Origin of the sequence: Bradyrhizobium iriomotense, from assembly GCF_018130765.1 — a bacterium.
GTDB lineage: Bacteria > Pseudomonadota > Alphaproteobacteria > Rhizobiales > Xanthobacteraceae > Bradyrhizobium > Bradyrhizobium iriomotense_A.
Genome location: NZ_JAFCJZ010000006.1, coordinates 129976 through 147737, shown reverse-complemented (window position 1 = coordinate 147737; position 17762 = coordinate 129976). Strand labels below are relative to the sequence as shown.

Sequence of the window (17762 nt, the reverse complement as noted above, 5' to 3'; positions counted from 1 at the left end):
CCGGCCAGATTGTGTCCATGACACGTGACGAAATCATCGCGGCGATACGCAAGAACGCGGATGCCATCAAGGGCAAGGGCGTGTCGAAGCTCGCCATATTGGGTTTACGCGCCAATGAGGATTACCGCCCGGACGATGACATCGACGTCCTTGTCGAGGTCGAACCGGAGACATCTTTCTCGCTGCTCAACCTGATCGATGTCGAGCAGATCATCGAGGATGCGACTGGCTTGCAGACGCAGGCGACCGTCCGGCACTCCATTTCACCTCTCTTTGTGGAGCGCATTGCGGGCGACGTTCTCGAAGTATTCTGACGCTCACGCAGGAGCACTCCCCTTGAAGTTCATGACCGGTTTGAGCGTCGCCTTGGCGCTTGGCGCAACGTGCGTGTTCTCCGCCCTCGCCGCCGATCCAAAACCCGACGCAGTCATCAAGAACAGAAACATCGAAGCGCGCATCTTCCTCGACGACAGGATCAAGGCGGATGCGGCGTTGGCGGCGGATTGCCTCACTGAGGGCAAAAAGTGGCTCGACAAGAATGCGGCGGAGGCTGCGGCCTCGCGCAAGCAGGATCCGCAGTTCTTCAGGGACGGCGGCTGGGATTTCGAGCGCAAATATACGATCCGCTCGGTGGTCACTGACCGCTATGTCAGCGTCCTGCGCAACGACTACATGGACACCCACGGCGCCCACCCCAACTCGGACGTGAACACGATCCTCTGGGACAGGACGGCGAACAAGCGCATCGCGATCCGCCCGTTCTTCACCGAGACCGCCGATGGCGGCCCCACCATGAAGGCGATGGTCAAGGCCGTGATCGCCTCGCTCAAGGCCGAGAAGAAGAAGCGCGACACCAGCGAGACCGCGACCGACGAATGGTTCAAGGGCGTGGAGCCGAGCCTGCTCAAGATCGGCGCGGTGACGCTCGCCCCGTCAACCGAAGCGGGCAAGAGCTCCGGGCTCACCTTCCACTATCCGCCTTACGCGGTCGGCCCCTACGCCGAGGGCGAATATGTCGCGTTCGTGCCCTGGGAGACGCTGAAGCCTTACCTCACCACGGAAGGCGCACGCATCTTCGGTGGCGCACGGCCGAAGGGCGATGCGGACGAGCCGCAATGATCATGTTTTGAGCAGCATCGCGTTGCTCACAGCGCTGTGGTAGCGCTACCTTGCAGCCCCGCTGCAAAGCCGACTAGAATGCCGCCATTGACAAGAGCGCCCGGTGTTACGGGCGCCGCTGGGAGGCATTCATGTCCAAGATTTCGCGCCGCACGTTTGCGGCCTCGACCGCTGTTGTTGCGGCATCCGCCGCGTTCGGCTTCAAGCCCGCACTCGCGCAAGCCTATCCGGCCCGGCCGGTCACCGTGATCGTGCCCTGGGGCGCGGGCGGCGGCACCGACGCCACCGCGCGCATCGTCGCAGCGCTGCTCGAAAAGGACCTCGGCCAGCCCTTCAACGTGGTCAACCGCACCGGCGGCTCCGGCGTGGTCGGCCATAGCGCGATCGCGACCGCGCAGCCCGACGGCTACACCATCGGCATGCTCACGGTCGAGATTTCGATGATGCACTGGCAGGGCCTCACCGAGCTGACGCCGAAGAGCTACACGCCGCTGGCGCTGATGAACGAGGATCCGCCCGGCATCCAGGTCTCCTCCTCTTCGCCCTACAAGACGGTGAAGGAGCTGGCCGAGGCGATCAAGGCGGCGCCTCCCGGCAAGTTCAAGGCCTCCGGCACCGGCCAGGGCGGCATCTGGCACCTGGCGCTGGTCGGCTGGATGCAGGCGATGGGCCTGCCCGCCAACCAGGTCGCCTGGGTGCCCTCGAACGGCGCGGCACCGGCGATGCAGGATCTCGCCGCCGGCGGCCTCGACCTCACCACCTGCTCGGTGCCGGAGGCGCGCGCCATCATCGAGGCCGGCAAGGCCAGGAGCCTCGCCATCATGGCGCCCGCGCGCAACCCGATCTTCAAGGACGTGCCGACGCTGAAGGAGGCGATGGGCATCGACTACGCCACCGGCGCCTGGCGCGGCATCGGCGCGCCCAAGAACCTGCCGCCGGAGATCGCCACCAAGCTCACCGCGGCGCTGAAGAAGGTCTACGACTCCGCCGAGTTCAAGGACTTCATGAGCAATCGCGGCTTCGGCACCGTCTGGGGCGATGCCGGCCAGTTTGCCAGCTTCATGGACAAGGGCGACGCCCAGATGGGCGAGGCGATGAAGGCCGCGGGCCTGAGCAAGGCGTGATGTTCGGGTGAGGGGGATCTCCGCGAATCCAACTCTCACCGTCCGCGCGGAAAGTCCCCTCGCCCCAACCCTCTCCCCGTAAAAACGGGGAGAGGGAAAAGAAACTCCACAGGACCCCTCGTCATGCGTCTTCCCGACTCCGTCACGGGATCGTTTCTCGTCGTGCTCGGCGCGGCTGCCGCCTATGGCGGCTACATCCTGCCGCCGGTGCCAGGGCAGCCGGTCGGCCCCAACGTGTTTCCGCTGGTGATCGGCACGGGGTTGGCGCTGTGCGGCCTCGCGATCGTGTTCGGCATCGGGCATTCCTTCGAGGAGGAGGAAGAGCTGGTCCCGCTCGAGGACGGCCAGGCCGCTGCCCCGCCGCCGCAGAGCAAGCTCTACGGCCTGCGCGCCTTGCTGCCGCCGGCGCTGCTGCTGTTCTACGTCTTTGCCGCCGACCGGCTCGGCTTCATCATCACGGCCGCGATCATGGTCTACGTCACCTCGACCGCGCTCGGGGCGAAATGGAAGCTGGCGCTGCCGCTCGCGGCGCTGTCGCCCTTCGCCATCCATCTTATCTTCGGCAAGCTCTTGCGCGTGCCGCTGCCCGCCGGCCTGTTGCCGACGCCCTGGTAATCCCATGCTGAAAACCCTGCTTGACGCCTTCGCGCTGATCTCCACCTGGGAGGTCATCATCGCGATGTTCGCAGCCTCCGTGTACGGCCTCGTCATCGGCTCGCTGCCGGGCCTGTCGGCGACGATGGCGACCGCCCTGCTCGTCCCCGTGACCTTCTACCTGTCGCCGATCGCGGCGATCGCGACCATCGTGGCGGCATCCTCGATGGCGATCTTCTCCGGCGACATTCCCGGCGCGCTGCTGCGCATTCCCGGCACGCCCGCCTCCGCCGCCTATGCAGACGAAGCCTACGCCATGACGCGCAAAGGACAGGCCGAGCTCGCATTGGGCGCCGGCGTCTGGTTCTCCGCGGTCGGCGGCATCGCCGGCGTGCTGTCGCTGATGATTTTGGCGCCGCCGCTCGCCGAGATCGCGCTGTCGTTCTCGACCTTCGAATATTTCTGGCTGGCGCTGCTCGGCCTGATGTGCGCCACGCTGGTCGCGCGCTCCTCGCCGGTGAAGGCGATCGCCGGCATGTTCCTCGGCCTGCTGGTCTCCTGCATCGGCATCGAGAATCCCGGCGGCGTGCCGCGCTTCACCTTCGGGATCACCGATCTGTTCGGCGGCATCGAGCCGATCCCGGCCCTTGTCGGCGTGTTCGCGGTGGCGCAGGTGATGCGCGCAATGCTGACGCCGGAACCACCGCCGCTGCCGCGTCGAAAATTCGGAAGCATCATGGCCGGCCAGTGGAAGCTGACCAAGCTCTATCACTGGCAGATGACGCGCGGGAACATCGTCGGCATCATCATCGGCGTGCTGCCCGGCGCCGGCGCAGACATGGCGGCGTGGGTCTCCTACGCGATGTCGAAGCGCTTCTCCAAGGAGAAGGAAAAGTTCGGCACCGGCCATGTCGAGGGCCTGGTCGAGGCCGGCGCCAGCAACAATGCCAGCATCGCCTCGGGCTGGGTGCCCTCGCTGCTGTTCGGCATTCCCGGCGACACCATCGCCGCGATCGCGATCGGCGTGCTCTACATGAAGGGCCTTAATCCCGGCCCGACGCTGTTCACCGAGAAGGCGTCGAGCATGTACGCGATCTATCTGATGTTCATCATCGCGAACATCCTGATGATCCCGCTCGGCATCGCCATGATCCGGGTCGCCGCCTACATCCTGCTGGCGCCGCGCTCGACCGTGATGCCGATCATCATGCTGTGCTGTGCCGTCGGCTCGTTCGCGATCGGCAACAACATGTTCGGCGTCGTCACTGTCGCCGCCTTCGGCGTGATCGGCTACGTCATGGAAGCCAACGGCTATCCGGTCGCCGCGATGGTGCTCGGCATCGTCATGGGCACCATGGTCGAGCAGGCCTTTGTCACCTCGCTGATCAAATCCGACGGCAGCATTTTGCCGTTCTTCGAGCGTCCGGTGGCTGCGATCCTCGCCGCCATGGCGATCGGGGCCCTGCTCTGGCCGGTGATGGTGTGGGTGTGGCGGAAGGTAAAGCCGGCGCAGACGGTCGCGGCAACGACCCGGTGATATCGGGCGGGCGGCTCTCGCTTGCCCCGTCCGGGCGTTGTAAAGCAGGGCATGACTGAGAAGAAGGCCTCGCTCGACATCAAATCCCTCGCCCGCGACCTCCGCGCCGGCAGTCGCGCGGCGCTCGCCCGGGCCATCACGCTGGTGGAGAGCCGTCGCAGCGACCACCAGGCGCTGGCGCGGGAGCTGGTGCAGAAGCTTCTGCCCGACACCGGCAAGGCGTTTCGTGTCGGCATCACCGGCTCGCCCGGCGTCGGCAAATCCACCACCATCGATGCGCTCGGGACCTATCTGATCGAGCAGGGCCACAAGGTCGCGGTGCTCGCGGTCGACCCGTCCTCGGCGCGCAGTGGCGGCTCGATCCTCGGCGACAAGACGCGGATGGCGCGCCTGTCGGCCTCCGCCGACGCCTTCATCCGCCCCTCGCCGTCCTCAGGCACGCTCGGCGGCGTCGCCGCCAAGACACGCGAGGCGATGCTGCTGTGCGAGGCAGCCGGCTTCGGCGTCGTGCTGGTCGAGACCGTCGGCATTGGCCAGTCCGAGACCGCGGTCTGCGACATGACCGACTTTTTCCTTGCCCTGATGCTGCCGGGCGGCGGCGACGAGCTTCAAGGCATCAAGAAGGGCCTGGTCGAGCTCGCCGACATGATCGCGATCAACAAGGCCGACGGCGACAACCTCAAGCGCGCCAACATCACCGCCGCCGACTATCGCGGGGCGCTGCACATTCTGGCGCCGAGGTCCGAGCATTGGCATCCGCCCGTTGTCACCTATTCGGCGCTGGCCGGCACCGGAATTGCCGAGCTTTGGCAGAAGGTTCTGGATCACCGCAAGGCGATGAGCGCATCCGGCGAATTCGCTGCACGGCGGCGCGAGCAGCAGGTGAAGTGGATGTGGTCGATGCTGGAGCAGCGCATGCTGGCGCGGCTGCGCAGCGAGGCCTCGGTGCGGACCAAGGTCCGCAAGATCGAGGCGGAAGTCGCCGATGGGCATCTCACGCCGGCGCTCGCCGCCGAGCAGATTCTGGAGCTGCTGGAATGAGCGAAAAGCTCCGCATTCTCCTCACCGGCTTCGGACCGTTTCCCGGCGCACCTTACAATCCGACCCAGCCGCTAGTGGCGCGGCTGGCCCAACTTCGCCGACCCGCACTCGACGATGTCGCGATCACGAGCCACGTCTTTCCGGTGACCTATGCCGCGGTCGACCGGCAATTGCCTGACGTGCTCACTGCACAAAGGCCCGACGCGCTCCTGATGTTCGGCCTCGCCGCACGCACGCCGTACCTGCGCATCGAGACCCGCGCGCGCAACGCCGTCACCATGCTCTGGCCCGATGCCGCCAACACCCGTTCGAGCAAGCGCGGCATCGCCGGCCATGCGGACGCGATGATGTTCGGCCCGCACACGGCAAGGCTGCTGCGGGCCGCGCGCCTCACCGGGATCGACGCGCGCCCCTCGCGCGATGCCGGCGCCTATCTCTGCAACTACCTGAGCTGGCGTGCGATCGAGAACGTCAGGGCGGGCGGACCGAAGCTCGCCGCGTTCATCCATATTCCCCTGCTGGCCCGCAGTGGCGCGGTGCGGCGCAAGGGGGCGCCGCGCATCACGCTGGATGAGCTGGTGGATGCGGGGGAAGCTATGCTGATGGAGATGGTGCAATTGGCAAGGAAGAACACGCCGGTCTCGTAGGGTGGGCAAAGGCGCACTTGCGCCGTGCCCACCATCTCGTTCCGATCTGCCATAACGTGGGCACGCTACGCTTTGCCCACCCTACAGCACCTCTGCCGGGGTAAACATTTAACCCTACCGCGAACAATCCTCACGCCACCGGCCACGCTGCGCTACCTAATCCGGCGCGGACCCCCGCGTCCGCCGGAGGACGCGTCATGGACCTCAATCGCCGTCACCTCATTGGAGCCTCGACCGCTGGCATCGCCGGCGCGCTCGCCATGCCGGCCGACGCCGCGCGCGCGGCGCCGCTGACGTCGCTGCTCGGCCGCGATGCCACCCAATATGGCGTACGGCCCGGTAGCAGCGAGGACCAGACTCGCGCGCTGCAGCGCGCGATCGACGAGGCCGCGCGGGCACAGATGCCGCTCGCCTTGCCACCCGGCATCTACCGCTGCGGATTGCTGCGGCTGCCGAACGGCGCGCAACTGATCGGCGCGCGCGGCGCGACGAAATTCATCTTCACCGGCGGGGCCTCGGCGATCCAGAGCGACGGCTCCGATGCCATCGGCCTCACCGGCATCACCTTCGACGGCGCCGGCATTGCGCTGCCGACGCGGCGCGGACTGATCCATGTGCTCGGCGGGCGCGATGTGCGCATCACCGATTGCGAGATCACGAACTCGGGCGGCAGCGGCATCTGGCTCGAGCAAGTCGCGGGCGACATCTCCGGCAACATCTTCACTGATATCGCGGTGACGGCGGTGGTCTCGTTCGACGCCAGGGGCCTCGGCGTCTCCCGCAACACGATCCTCGGCACCAACGACAACGGCATCGAGATCCTGCGCACGGCAATCGGCGATGACGGCACGCTGGTGGCCGACAACCGCATCGAGAACATCAAGGCCGGACCCGGCGGCTCCGGCCAGTACGGCAACGCCATCAACGCCTTCCGCGCCGGCAATGTGATCGTGCGCGGCAATCGCATCAAAAACTGCGACTATTCCGCGGTGCGCGGCAATTCGGCCTCCAACATCCACATATCAGGCAACAGCATCAGCGACGTGCGCGAGGTCGCGCTCTATTCCGAGTTCGCGTTCGAGGCCGCCGTGATTGCCAACAACACCGTGGACGGCGCCGCCGTCGGCGTCTCCGTCTGCAATTTCAACGAGGGCGGCCGCATCGCCGTGGTCCAGGGCAACATCATCCGCAACCTGATCCCAAAGCGCCCCATCGGCACCGCGCCGGACGACGACGCCGGCGTCGGCATCTACATCGAGGCGGACACGTCGGTGACCGGCAACGTCATCGAGAACGCGCCGTCCTACGGCATCGTGGCCGGCTGGGGCAAATATCTGCGCGACGTCGCAATCACGGGCAATGTGATCCGCAAAGCGCTGGTCGGCGTCGGCGTTTCCGTGGTGCCCGGCGCCGGCACCGCGCTCGTCAACAACAACATGATCTCGGAAACCCCGCGCGGCGCCGTCGTCGGCCTCGATCACGCGCGCGCGGTGACGGCGGACCTGTCCGCCGACGGCGCGCAACGCTTTGCGCAGGTGGTGATCGGCGGGAATGCGGTACGGCGCTAGGCGCCGTCCCCTCGCCTCCAGCTTCCAGGCGCTAGAACGCGTTCCTGAGCAGCGGGTACTTCGCTTCGATGCCGTCGAGGCTGAGGGTGAATTCGACGACGCGCTCGGGGGCTGCGACGATTTCGGCGGCTGGCGGAGCGAACTGCGGCAGCAGCGTTGCCATTGCAACAGGCGTGGCGACCGGCGGCTTCACAGCGGGCACTGTGAATGGCGCCATTGCGGCAGGCGCGGTGCGCGGGGCCAGTGCAGCGGGCACGGCGACCGGCGGCTTCACAGCGGGTGCGGTTGACGGCGCCCTCGCAGCGGGAGCCCTGAGCGGCGGCATCTCGGCGGGCGCAGTGAACGACGCCATCGCAACGGGCGCAGCCAGCGGCACAAGCGGGGCTTCGGTCACTTCAGCGAGAACGTCCGGCTTGGGCTCGAGCCTGACCGGCACGGCGGTCTCGGGGGCGATGTGCACGGCCTTTGGCTGCAAGGTCTTGGGCTGCACGGTCTGCACCTGCTGCTCGCGCGGAAACACGCGAGGCATGGTCGCCGGCGACCAGCCGAATGCGGAGGTGACGCTCGCGGCTGCCGCCGCGACATCCCCGCCCGTGGCGATGGCGCGCCAGGTCTGGACGGCGCGCTTGGCTTCCTGGATGTTTTCGAGAAAGGCGAGCTCGGAGTGATAGCGGCGCCAGCGTCCGGTCTCGAACATTTCGGAGAGATGCTCCAGCCGCTGCTCGGCGAGAGCGCACCAGCGTGCTGCGACCTCGCGGCTGCACCCCGCGGCGCGGAAAGACTCTTGGCGATGTGTCATGAACCAGCCCGTTGAGAAAAAGGCACGGACGCGGGGGACGCAACGCACACGAATCAATTTAGACGCGACATGAATATTTTGTGGAAAAGTTTTGACTTGTCCAGCAACGACACGCCGTCCGTCATGAAAGACCGTAGTCGCGCGGAGATTTGCTGTGATTTCGAGTCAAGCTTCGCACAAGCATGGCGGAGGTGCGCTGCACTCGATGGACGCCGGCGATCAGCGCCATCGCGGTCGCTCAACCGGAAGCTGATCTCAGATATCGCTTCAAGGAACCGGATGCCCAAAAGAAAAGACCCGTCCGGGGGGACAACCGGACGGGTCGAGCCATATGGGCGCTTGGGGTGGATGGGCGCTCGCGCCTGATATGACTGATGGGGAGGGATGACCGCTCCCACATAATTTGGTCGTGCTAGCCGGCTGAACGTTCAAATGCGGGGTTTGAATTTTTAACCTTCGGCGCGCGCGCAATCCTGTCGCAGATGCTATCGCGTCGCCGGCCTATCCGCCTGAGAAATCGCGGCTTTATCGCCTGCGCTCGACAGCGAGGGCTGCTCGATCGCGCGGACGCCGGGCTCGTCGCGACGCTTGTCGGCGTCTTCACGTTTTGTTGTACCGGACGCAGCCGCAACCGGAGTCGTGCTGTCGGCGGGAACAGCCATCACCGCGGCAAACGCGTCGGCCTCGCCGTCGCCGAAGAGATCATCACGCCCGGGTGAGCCGAGATCGCGCGCGGTCTTCGCCAGCGTCATGCGCAGCGCTTCCGGCTTGAGCGTGTAGTTCCGCTCGAGCAGCAGCGCCGCGACGCCGGAGACATAGGCGGCCGAGAACGAGGTTCCCGAGGTCATCTGGTATTTGCCGTCGGGCGCCGGCAGGAAGATGTCGACGCCGGGCGCGGCCAGCGCGATGTAGTTGCCGCGGTTGGACGCGGAAAACAGCTTGTCCTGCTGGTCGGTCGCGCTGACCGCGATCACGTTGGGATTGGCCGCGGGATAAAGCGGCGGCGATTTCGCGCCGGCATTGCCGGCGGCCGCGATCAGCACGAGGCCGCGCGCGGCGGTCGCCGCAATGGCGCGCTCGATCACGGCGTCCTTGGGACCTGCAAAGCTCATATTGACGATCTGCGCACCGTGCTCGGCGGCGTAGTTCAGCGAGCGCAGAATGATGTAGGACGAGCTCTCGGCGCCGCCCGTGGTGCCTCCGAAGGCGCGGATGGCGATGATGCGCGCCTCGGGCGCGCTGCCCATCAGCTTGGCATGCGCCACGATGGCGCCGGCGATGCCGGTGCCGTGAACATGCGGGCCTTCGGCGCTGCCGAGCGCATCGAAACTATCGGAGATGGAATTGGCGAGTTCGGGGTGCTTGGCGTCGATGCCGGAGTCGATCACCGCAACCGTCACATTGGCGCCGTGCGCCAGCGTGTGCGCCTGCGGCAGGCGAAGCTTTGCCAGCGCGTATTGCGCGGGGTCGCCCTCAACCGGCACGGCGGATTTCTGGTCCTGGAGCGCGTAGCGGAAGTTCGGCTGGACCGAGCGCACGCTGCCGTCGGCGGCGAATTCGCGCCGCACCGTCTCGAAGGGCCGGCCGTCGGTGATCCGGAACAGGCCGAAGGTCGCCCCGATCAGCGGAAAATTCTCGGATGCGACGCGCGCAAGGCCGTGGCGGCGCGCGAGCTCATCGGCCTCCGTCACCGACAGGGCGCCGTCGATCTCGGCGACGAATTCGCCTCCGAAGATGCGCTGGTTCACCGCAACCGGCGTGTTGTTGCCGCGTCCCTTGCTGGCAGCCTTCTTGCCCGATTTGCCAGTACCCTCGCCACCCGCATTGGGCTGCGCCAGGCATTCGCCGTCGGCATCGCGATAAGGCGCCGTGCAGGCCGGGTAGAGGTTGGGCGAGTAGCGCGCATAGGGCAGCACCGGCGTCGACCTGATCCGCGTCGAAGGGATCCGGGCGGTCGTCGTGATCGGGCGCGGGCCGCGGTCGATGCTCACCGCTCGCGCGGCGATGCTGGGAGAGATCGTGGGCGTGCGCGAGGGGACGCTGATGGTGGGCGTACGCATGATCGCCTGCGCCTGCGCGACCTCGACGCCGAGGCAGGCGGCGAGCAACAGCGCAGCGCCGACCGACGAGGCGTAGGCCGCGGCTCGCAACTTACTCTCGGACTTGCGCGTCATCGGTTTAGAGGCGCCCTACGGCGCCGCAACGGCGAGGTTGACGACCTTCTCGCGCTGCATCCTGGCGAGCAGCGCGGCGAGTTCGTCCTGGCTCATCGCCTTGTCGAACTGGAGGCGGAACATGCCGCCCTTGGCATCGCCGATGATCGACGCCTGGTAGCTGTCGAGCAATGCGGTGATGTCGGCAACACGCGCCTCGGGCGTGAAGCGCACCAGCGCACGGGCCGGTGCTGCGGATGCACCGAGTTCGCGCGTGATCGGCGCACCGGTCGAGAGCGAGGCGGTCTGGAAGGTCGCGGTCTGGGTCTTCATCAGCACCGCGCCGATGATGCCGGCCTGCAGCAGCAGCGCGATGGCGCCCAAGCTCGCCGACCAGGCCAGCGTCCGCGGCGACAGGCCCGCGAAGAAGGTCGCGATGCGCGCCGACAGCGGCAGCGAACCGACAGCCCGCGCCGGCTCGGCATCGATCGCGGCGAACAGCTTCTGCATCGCGCGCGCCGACGGAGCGCCCAGGCTCTCGTTCAGATGAATGGTCTCTTCGTACTCGCCGCGGATCGCGGCATACTGCCTGGCGAGCTCCGGATCACGCGCCAGCGCGTCCTCGACGCGGCGGGCATCGCGCGCGTTCAGCGTGCCGGCGGCGTGCCAGGGCAGCAGCAGTTCAATTTCACTGGGCTCTTGCTCCAGCATCTTCTTGCTCAAAGCCATCATGGCCAGCCTCGCTCAACGCCGGCTGCCTTCAGCAGTTCGGCCAGTTTCTTGCGCGCGTAGAACAAGCGCGTCTTCACAGTGTTCTCCGGGATCCCGACGATTTCGGCGACTTCTTCCACGGACTTCTCGTGGTAGTAGACGAGATCGACGATTTCCCGATGTTCCGGCGAGAGGCCCGTCAGACACTCCCGCAACGCAGCACTGGTATCCTTTTTCTGCACCACCGTTTCCGGATCATCGGACTGGTCCTCGATCGCGTTCGCGGCGTCTTCGTCCAGTTCAAAATCCTTCCTGCGGCGAAGCGCCGAGAGGGCCTTGAATCGGGTGATTGCCAGCAGCCAGGTGGAAACGGCGGATCGGCCTTCAAACTTGCCGGCTTGACGCCAGACGTCGAGAAACACCTCGCTGATGAGGTCTTCCGCCGCCTGCTCGTCCCGCACGAGCCTCAGCCCGAACCTGTAGACCCTGACATGGTGCCGCCCGTACAGCACCTGCATGGCGAGCCGGTCGCCCTGAGCGATCCTGGCGATCAGGACCTCGTCCGAAGCCGCCTGTGTCACGCTCAAAGCTCGTCTCGCAAGGTTGGTCGGATCGATGCGGCGGAGGGTTCGACGGGAGGTGCAAAATTGTTCAACCTACCGCAGTCGTACGGGGACCCGTGTGATCTGCCCCACATACATGCGCTTTTCCTGCTCCGCCCGTAGCGGGCGCCCGCCTCAATCCAGATCGGTAACATGATACTGAAACACTTTCCTGCGGATGGCCTGCCCGGCACGGGCGGGCCGATCAAGTCCGGTTCCATAGCAGTCCTGCACGACGTATGTCTCACGAACCCCTGCTTTGGCTCGACCGCATCGCAAACGATGCCTAATCGCCGGCAAATTCCCCCGTCCGGCCAAGGTCATCCTGTTCCGCGCTGCACGCTTCGGATTCGATTTCCAAGGATACCAAACCTAAAGGCTTGCCACGTAGATTTTTGGGCTGACATCCACCATTGGCGGGACCATGAACACGGCCGCGACGTCGCTTCCCGAGAGGAATGCCGCTGAGGTCGCGGATCTCGTCCTCACGCCCGGGGCGGCGGCGCCGGAGGTCCGGGCACGCCGGGCCTGGCAGCGCCGCCAGATGTATATCGGCCAGGTGGCGAGCTACTCGCTCGGCGCCTCCGTCCTGCTGCTCTACGCCTATGACGGCGTGATCCCGATCGACATTGCCTCGCTGTTCTGGGTCGGCGGCCTCCTGATCATCGGCACCTTCACCGTGCTGTCGGAGGCCGGCGTCGGCGACAAATTCACCGACCATTATCTCACCGTCTTCCAGATCTCGGCGCATATGGCGCTGCAATTCGTGTTCCTGCTGTCGGCCCCGACCATCGGCATCGCCTTCATCAGCGTGCTGTTCCTGATCTTCGCCTTCGGCACGCTGCGCATGACCTCGACCCAGGCGATGCTGACCTGGGCGCTCGCGACCGCCGGCCTTGCCGCCGTGTTCCTCGCCTCCGACCTGCCGATCGGCATGCCCGTCGCGACCAGGCTGCAGCGGACCGCCTCGATGCTGTGCTTCGTGCTGGTGATCGGCCAGTGCGCCTTCCTCGGCCTGTTCGGCGCCACGCTGCGCAAGATCCTGTATCAGCGCAGCATCGAGCTGAAGGCCGCCTATCAGCGCATCGAGGAACTGGCCGAGCTCGACGAGCTGACCGGCTCCTACAACCGCCGCTGCATCATGCGTCTGCTCGACGCCGAGATCGAAAACTCGCGGCGGACATCGAGGCCTTGTGCGATCGCGCTGATCGACCTCGACTGGTTCAAGCGTATCAACGACGCCCACGGCCATCCCATCGGCGACGAGGTGCTGCGCACCTTCGCGATCACGATGTTCGCCAACATCCGCCCGGCCGACAGCTTCGGCCGCTACGGCGGCGAGGAATTCCTACTGCTGCTGCCGGATACCGAAGGCGACGCCGCCTCGCGCACGCTCGAGCGCCTGCGCCGCGTCGTCGCCGACCTCGACTGGAGCTCGTTCTCTCCGGGCATGCGCGTGACGATTTCAGCGGGCGTCGTGACGCTTCGCGATGTTGATACTGCCGACACGTTTCTCGCGCGCGCCGACAGCGCGCTTTATTCCGCCAAGGCGCAAGGCCGCAACCGCATCGTAACGAACTGACCAAACCATTTTCTCCCGGGGCGCCAGAGGCGCCGCCGGACCGAACGCTCCAGGACAGGGCAATGAGATCCAAATCCGAGAAATCATCCGAGAATTTGCTTGAAGAATTGCAGGCCGCGCTCTCGCACGGCACCGTTGCGCGCCGGGTCGAGACACTGCGCCGCGTCACCGATCTCTTCGTGGGCAACGCGGTGGATTATTCCGACGACCACATCCGCGTGTTCGACGACGTGTTCGAGTGCCTGATCGAGCAGATCGAGACGTCCGCCAGGGCGCTGCTTGCCGACCGCCTCGCACCGATCGCGGCCGCGCCGCCGAAGATCATCCGCACGCTCGCGCTTGACGAGGTCATCGAGGTCGCAGGACCCGTGCTGACGAAATCGGAACGGCTGGACGAGGCCACCCTGATCGAGATCGCGCGCACGCGCGGCCAGGCCCATCTGAAGGCGATCTCGCTGCGGCGGGTGCTGTCGGAAGCCCTGACCGAGGTGCTGGTGACACGCGGCAACGAGGACGTGGTGCAATCAACCGTCAGCAATCCGGGCGCGCGGCTCTCCGAGGAAAGTCTCACCGACCTCGTCACGCGCGCCGAGCGCGACGACGGCCTCGCCACCTGCATCGGCCTGCGGCCCAGCCTGCCGCGCCATCACTACCTGAAGCTGGTTGCGAAGGCGTCCTTGAGCGTACGCCGGAAGCTGGAGGCCGCGCATCCCGAGCTCGCGGACGAGGTGTCGAGCGCGGTGCAGGAAGCGGCCCAGCGGGTCCGCGCCGCCGCCATGACCAGGCAGACCGAGATGGCGCGCGCGCTGGTGAAGTCGCTGCACGAGGACGGCCGCCTCAACGAATTCCAGGTCACCGCCTTCGCCGAGCAGGGCAAGTTCGACGAGACCAATGCGGGGCTCGCCGCGCTCGCGGGCGTTGCGGTCGAGACCGCCGAGACCATGATGATCGAAAGCCGCACCGAGGGCGTGATGATCCTCGCCAAGGTCGCGGGCATGCAATGGTCGAGCGTGCGCGCGATCATCGCGATGCGCGAAAAGCTGTCAGGCGGCGCGACGGCCGACATGCTAGCGCTGCGCGACAGCTACGAGGCCCTGCGCTCATCGACCGCGCAGCAGGTGCTACGCTTCCACCGCATGCAGAGCGCGACGCCGGCGGCGTGACGCGCCCGGTCTAATACCGCAGCACCCTCGAGCCGACCGCCGCACCGATCACGGTCACCACCGCGGTCGCGATCGTGTACCAGGTCGCGACGAACAGCGGTGAATCGTCGGTGCAGTGCGAGGCATAGAGCGTCGCGGCAAGTCCGGCCGAGACCAGGCCTGCGAGTGCACCGGCAAGCGCGGGACGCGAGGGTGCACCGTGGCGCAGGCCGAACAGCGCCCCCGCGAGCAGCGGCAGCGACATCGCGGGAATCGCCATCAGGCAAGTCCTGGAGTTCTTGCCCATCAAGCGCATCGTCATCGGCATGGCCGGGGCCATCATCGCCTCGCTGCCGATCGCAACTGCAAGCAGGCCGACGGGGAGCAGCAGCAGCCAGCCCCAGCCGCGCAGCAGGGCTTCCGGCCGCGACAGATGCAGGCTGACGATGATCGCGGGAATCGCGAGCGACAGCGTCACCGCGAACTTCATGTCGAAGAACGGATTGCCCATCGCGCTCATCACGTCGGCGCGCACGCCGAGAAAAGTCGCGAAGATCAGGATCGACAGCGGTGCGGCCACCAGCAGCGCCATGGTCAGCACGGCGCCGACGCGGGGCGCGCGGTGGGCGTTGTCGGCCGCGAGCGTGCGAATGAGTTGATCGGTATCCATGACTAGTGGTCCCGCAGTTTGGCCGTCAGTGCGGCAAGGCCGCGATGCAGCGCGACCCGCACCGCGCCTTCGCTCATCGAAAACTTCGCCGCCGTGTCCTTGATCGAGGCGGCCTCGACCGCGATCGACTGCAACACGTCGCGCTGGCGCTGCGGCAGCGTGCCCAGCTGCGCCGCAACCTCGCCCGCCGAAGCCGTCTCCTGCGGCGCCTCGCCCGGCAGCGTCTCGGCGAAATCGTCGATGTTGACGAAGACGCGCCTGCCGCGCCGCCGCAGGGCATCGATCAGCTTGTTGCGGGCGATCGCGAACAGCCAGGGCGCGAAGGGGGCTTCGCTGTCCCAGGTGTGCCGCTTCAGGTGCACCGCCAACAAAATCTCCTGCACGATATCCTCGGCCTGGTCGGGAGGCTGCCCGGCCCGCGCCAGGCCTCGCCTCGCGGCAGCGCGCAGCACCGGTGTGACCGCCTTCAGCAGGCGATGATACGCCGCATCATCGCCGGCCATGGCCGACCGCATCAGGCCGGTCCATTCGTCCTCACGTCCGCGCACGCGCGCCCCTCACCATGCAATTCGGCCGCTCTTTCAATTTGTTACGCCGGCCCAGCGCAATCACGAATTCGTGATCAATACTAGGTGCCGGTGCTCCGATGCGGCCGCAAGAACTCGCGACGGCTCATAACACCGATCGTTCCCGTCCGCACCCGGCGGCCGGCCGCGACGGGACGCCTTGCCCCGCTTTTGCCCGGTCTGGCCCGAAGATTCCCTTTTTCTGCCCCGCTGTCGTCACCTCGCGGCGTCTCTGTTCGGTCCCGGGATGGGTGAATTGGGGAGATCGTCAACATGATGAAAGCCAGCGGGCGCGCTGCCCTGATTCTTCTTGCCGGACTTTTCCTGCTGTTCGGAGGCGCTGCACGGGCGGCTCCAGCCTCGGCTGCGGGCAGCCAATCGGACAGCGCGGGCAAACAGGCCGATACGGTCAAGCCGGGCAAGCACCGGCACCAATCTTCTCGCCGCTCCAGCAGCAAGACGGCGCAAAAGTCCTCCGACGACAAGGCCAACAGCAAGGACACCGCGGCAAAGGCCAGCGAGGCCAAGACCGGCGACAAGACCGGCGACAGCGGCCTGTCCGCCTCGAGCCAGATGCCTCCGGAGGTCGCCAACGCCAATGCGCAGCTTGCCGCCGCCGATACGCCGCCCGCGGCTGCGGCCTCCGCCTTGACCGGCCGCGCCAACGACAACGTCCAGGCCGCGGCCGATAATACCGCTACCCCGAACGCCGAGGGCCAGATCGTCGCCCCCGACCAGCCCAACGATCTCGACCGCGCCGCGCAACAGGACAATCCGCCCGGCCAGAAGGCGGTGATTGCCGCGACCGAGGCGCAGCCGCGTCCCGCGCCGGTGATGGCCAGCAGCCAGCAGAGTTCGGCCTGGGACCAGAGCTCCCTGATCGGCAAGATCTTCATCGGCGTCGGCACGCTGCTGACGCTGGCCTCCGCCGCGCGCATGTTCATGGCCTGATTTCTTGGTCTGATTTCTTGGCCTGATTTGAAGAAATCCCGTCCGGAACGCGCGACGTGCCGCGTGTTCCGGGCCGCCTTGTTCCGAAGCCTTCCTGGGCTCTTGAAGCTCACCGCGCCAGCGGGCACATTGCCCGGCCAATCAAAAGCGTGGGTGGAGCATGAGCACGTTCGAACACATCATCGTCGAAAGCAAAGGCGCAGTCGGCATCGTCAAGCTGAACCGGCCGAAGATGCTCAACGCGCTCTCCTTCGGCGTCTTCCGCGAGATCGCCGCGGCGGTCGACGATCTCGAGGCCGATGACGCCATCGGCTGCATCGTCGTGACCGGCAGCGAGAAGGCCTTTGCCGCCGGCGCCGACATCAAGGAGATGCAGCCGAAGGGCTTCATCGACATGTTCTCCGAAGACTTCGCCGCGATCGGCGGCGACCGCGTCGCCCGCTGCCGCAAGCCGACCATCGCCGCGGTCGCAGGCTACGCACTCGGCGGCGGCTGCGAGCTCGCCATGATGTGTGACTTCATCATCGCCGCCGACACCGCCAAGTTCGGCCAGCCCGAGATCACGCTCGGCACCATTCCCGGCATCGGCGGCACCCAGCGCCTGACCCGCGCCATCGGCAAGTCCAAGGCGATGGACCTCTGCCTCACCGGCCGGATGATGGATGCAGCCGAAGCCGAGCGCTCGGGCCTCGTCAGCCGCATCGTGCCCGCCGACAAGCTGATGGACGAAGTCATGGCCGCGGCCGAGAAGATCGCGTCGATGTCGCGCCCGGCAGCCGCAATGGCCAAGGAGGCGGTGAACCGCGCCTTCGAAACCACGCTCGCCGAGGGCATGAGCGTCGAGCGCAACCTGTTCCATTCGACCTTCGCGCTGGAAGACCGCTCCGAGGGCATGGCCGCGTTCATCGAGAAGCGCAAGCCGGTGAACAAGAACCGGTAAGGCCAGCAAGCGGTCA

General features: G+C 66.6%; 18 protein-coding genes. 12 read left to right on the top strand and 6 right to left on the bottom strand.

Annotated elements, in window-relative coordinates; genetic code table 11:
* The first annotated feature begins 17 nt into the window (after positions 1 to 17).
* The 8 genes from JQ635_RS13450 to JQ635_RS13415 all read left to right on the top strand — a co-directional run bounded on the left by JQ635_RS13450 (position 18) and on the right by JQ635_RS13415 (position 7630).
* Positions 18 to 314, top strand: coding sequence for a nucleotidyltransferase family protein (locus tag JQ635_RS13450; RefSeq protein WP_211410346.1), 297 nt, complete (start codon positions 18 to 20; stop codon positions 312 to 314).
* 31 nt (positions 315 to 345) lie between these two features.
* A complete protein-coding gene (locus JQ635_RS13445; RefSeq protein ID WP_211410491.1) occupies positions 346 to 1119 on the top strand; it encodes an RsiV family protein in 774 nt (257 codons plus the stop codon).
* Positions 1120 to 1250: 131 nt separating this feature from the next.
* Entirely contained in the window at positions 1251 to 2243 is a 993-nt protein-coding gene (locus tag JQ635_RS13440; protein WP_211410345.1) for a tripartite tricarboxylate transporter substrate binding protein, read from the top strand.
* Positions 2244 to 2366: 123 nt separating this feature from the next.
* Complete coding sequence (locus JQ635_RS13435) at positions 2367 to 2858, top strand: tripartite tricarboxylate transporter TctB family protein (protein WP_027558743.1); 492 nt, start codon at positions 2367 to 2369, stop codon at positions 2856 to 2858.
* A gap of 4 nt (positions 2859 to 2862) precedes the next feature.
* Complete coding sequence (locus JQ635_RS13430; protein WP_211410344.1) at positions 2863 to 4374, top strand: tripartite tricarboxylate transporter permease; 1512 nt, start codon at positions 2863 to 2865, stop codon at positions 4372 to 4374.
* 51 nt (positions 4375 to 4425) lie between these two features.
* Positions 4426 to 5415, top strand: a complete 990-nt coding sequence (gene meaB / locus JQ635_RS13425) for a methylmalonyl Co-A mutase-associated GTPase MeaB (RefSeq protein WP_211410343.1) — start codon at positions 4426 to 4428, stop codon at positions 5413 to 5415.
* Entirely contained in the window at positions 5412 to 6062 is a 651-nt protein-coding gene (locus JQ635_RS13420; protein ID WP_211410342.1) for a pyroglutamyl-peptidase I, read from the top strand. The genes meaB and JQ635_RS13420 overlap by 4 nt, the downstream gene beginning before the upstream one ends.
* Before the next feature lie 197 nt (positions 6063 to 6259).
* Positions 6260 to 7630: a TIGR03808 family TAT-translocated repetitive protein gene (locus JQ635_RS13415; protein ID WP_211410341.1), complete on the top strand. Its 1371-nt coding sequence runs from the start codon at positions 6260 to 6262 to the stop codon at positions 7628 to 7630.
* Positions 7631 to 7661: 31 nt separating this feature from the next.
* Here JQ635_RS13415 and JQ635_RS13410 read toward each other — a convergent pair whose 3' ends face one another.
* The 4 genes from JQ635_RS13410 to JQ635_RS13395 all read right to left on the bottom strand — a co-directional run bounded on the left by JQ635_RS13410 (position 7662) and on the right by JQ635_RS13395 (position 11880).
* On the bottom strand, positions 7662 to 8429 hold the full coding sequence (locus tag JQ635_RS13410) for a TIGR03809 family protein (protein WP_211410340.1): 768 nt from the start codon (positions 8427 to 8429) through the stop codon (positions 7662 to 7664).
* Between the two features lie 485 nt (positions 8430 to 8914).
* On the bottom strand, positions 8915 to 10603 hold the full coding sequence (locus JQ635_RS13405; protein ID WP_211410339.1) for a S8 family serine peptidase: 1689 nt from the start codon (positions 10601 to 10603) through the stop codon (positions 8915 to 8917).
* 15 nt (positions 10604 to 10618) lie between these two features.
* Positions 10619 to 11314 carry a hypothetical protein gene (locus JQ635_RS13400; RefSeq protein WP_211410338.1) on the bottom strand — a complete coding sequence of 232 codons (696 nt, stop codon included), beginning with the start codon at positions 11312 to 11314 and terminating at the stop codon, positions 10619 to 10621.
* Positions 11311 to 11880 carry a sigma-70 family RNA polymerase sigma factor gene (locus JQ635_RS13395; RefSeq protein ID WP_018647974.1) on the bottom strand — a complete coding sequence of 190 codons (570 nt, stop codon included), beginning with the start codon at positions 11878 to 11880 and terminating at the stop codon, positions 11311 to 11313. Before JQ635_RS13395 ends, JQ635_RS13400 begins: the two co-directional genes overlap by 4 nt.
* A gap of 439 nt (positions 11881 to 12319) precedes the next feature.
* On the opposite strand from JQ635_RS13395, the gene JQ635_RS13390 reads away from it, so the two are divergent.
* Both JQ635_RS13390 and JQ635_RS13385 read left to right on the top strand, forming a co-directional pair.
* Positions 12320 to 13477: a GGDEF domain-containing protein gene (locus JQ635_RS13390; protein WP_211410337.1), complete on the top strand. Its 1158-nt coding sequence runs from the start codon at positions 12320 to 12322 to the stop codon at positions 13475 to 13477.
* 62 nt (positions 13478 to 13539) lie between these two features.
* Positions 13540 to 14640, top strand: a complete 1101-nt coding sequence (locus tag JQ635_RS13385; protein ID WP_211410336.1) for a DUF2336 domain-containing protein — start codon at positions 13540 to 13542, stop codon at positions 14638 to 14640.
* 10 nt (positions 14641 to 14650) lie between these two features.
* Here JQ635_RS13385 and JQ635_RS13380 read toward each other — a convergent pair whose 3' ends face one another.
* On the bottom strand, positions 14651 to 15289 hold the full coding sequence (locus tag JQ635_RS13380; protein WP_211410335.1) for an NrsF family protein: 639 nt from the start codon (positions 15287 to 15289) through the stop codon (positions 14651 to 14653).
* 2 nt (positions 15290 to 15291) lie between these two features.
* Positions 15292 to 15837 carry a sigma-70 family RNA polymerase sigma factor gene (locus JQ635_RS13375; protein WP_183240945.1) on the bottom strand — a complete coding sequence of 182 codons (546 nt, stop codon included), beginning with the start codon at positions 15835 to 15837 and terminating at the stop codon, positions 15292 to 15294.
* A gap of 291 nt (positions 15838 to 16128) precedes the next feature.
* Between JQ635_RS13375 and JQ635_RS13370 the strand changes: the two genes are divergently transcribed.
* Both JQ635_RS13370 and JQ635_RS13365 read left to right on the top strand, forming a co-directional pair.
* Entirely contained in the window at positions 16129 to 16806 is a 678-nt protein-coding gene (locus JQ635_RS13370; protein ID WP_211410334.1) for a hypothetical protein, read from the top strand.
* 160 nt (positions 16807 to 16966) lie between these two features.
* Positions 16967 to 17746, top strand: a complete 780-nt coding sequence (locus tag JQ635_RS13365; protein ID WP_211410333.1) for an enoyl-CoA hydratase — start codon at positions 16967 to 16969, stop codon at positions 17744 to 17746.
* Positions 17747 to 17762 lie beyond the last annotated feature (16 nt).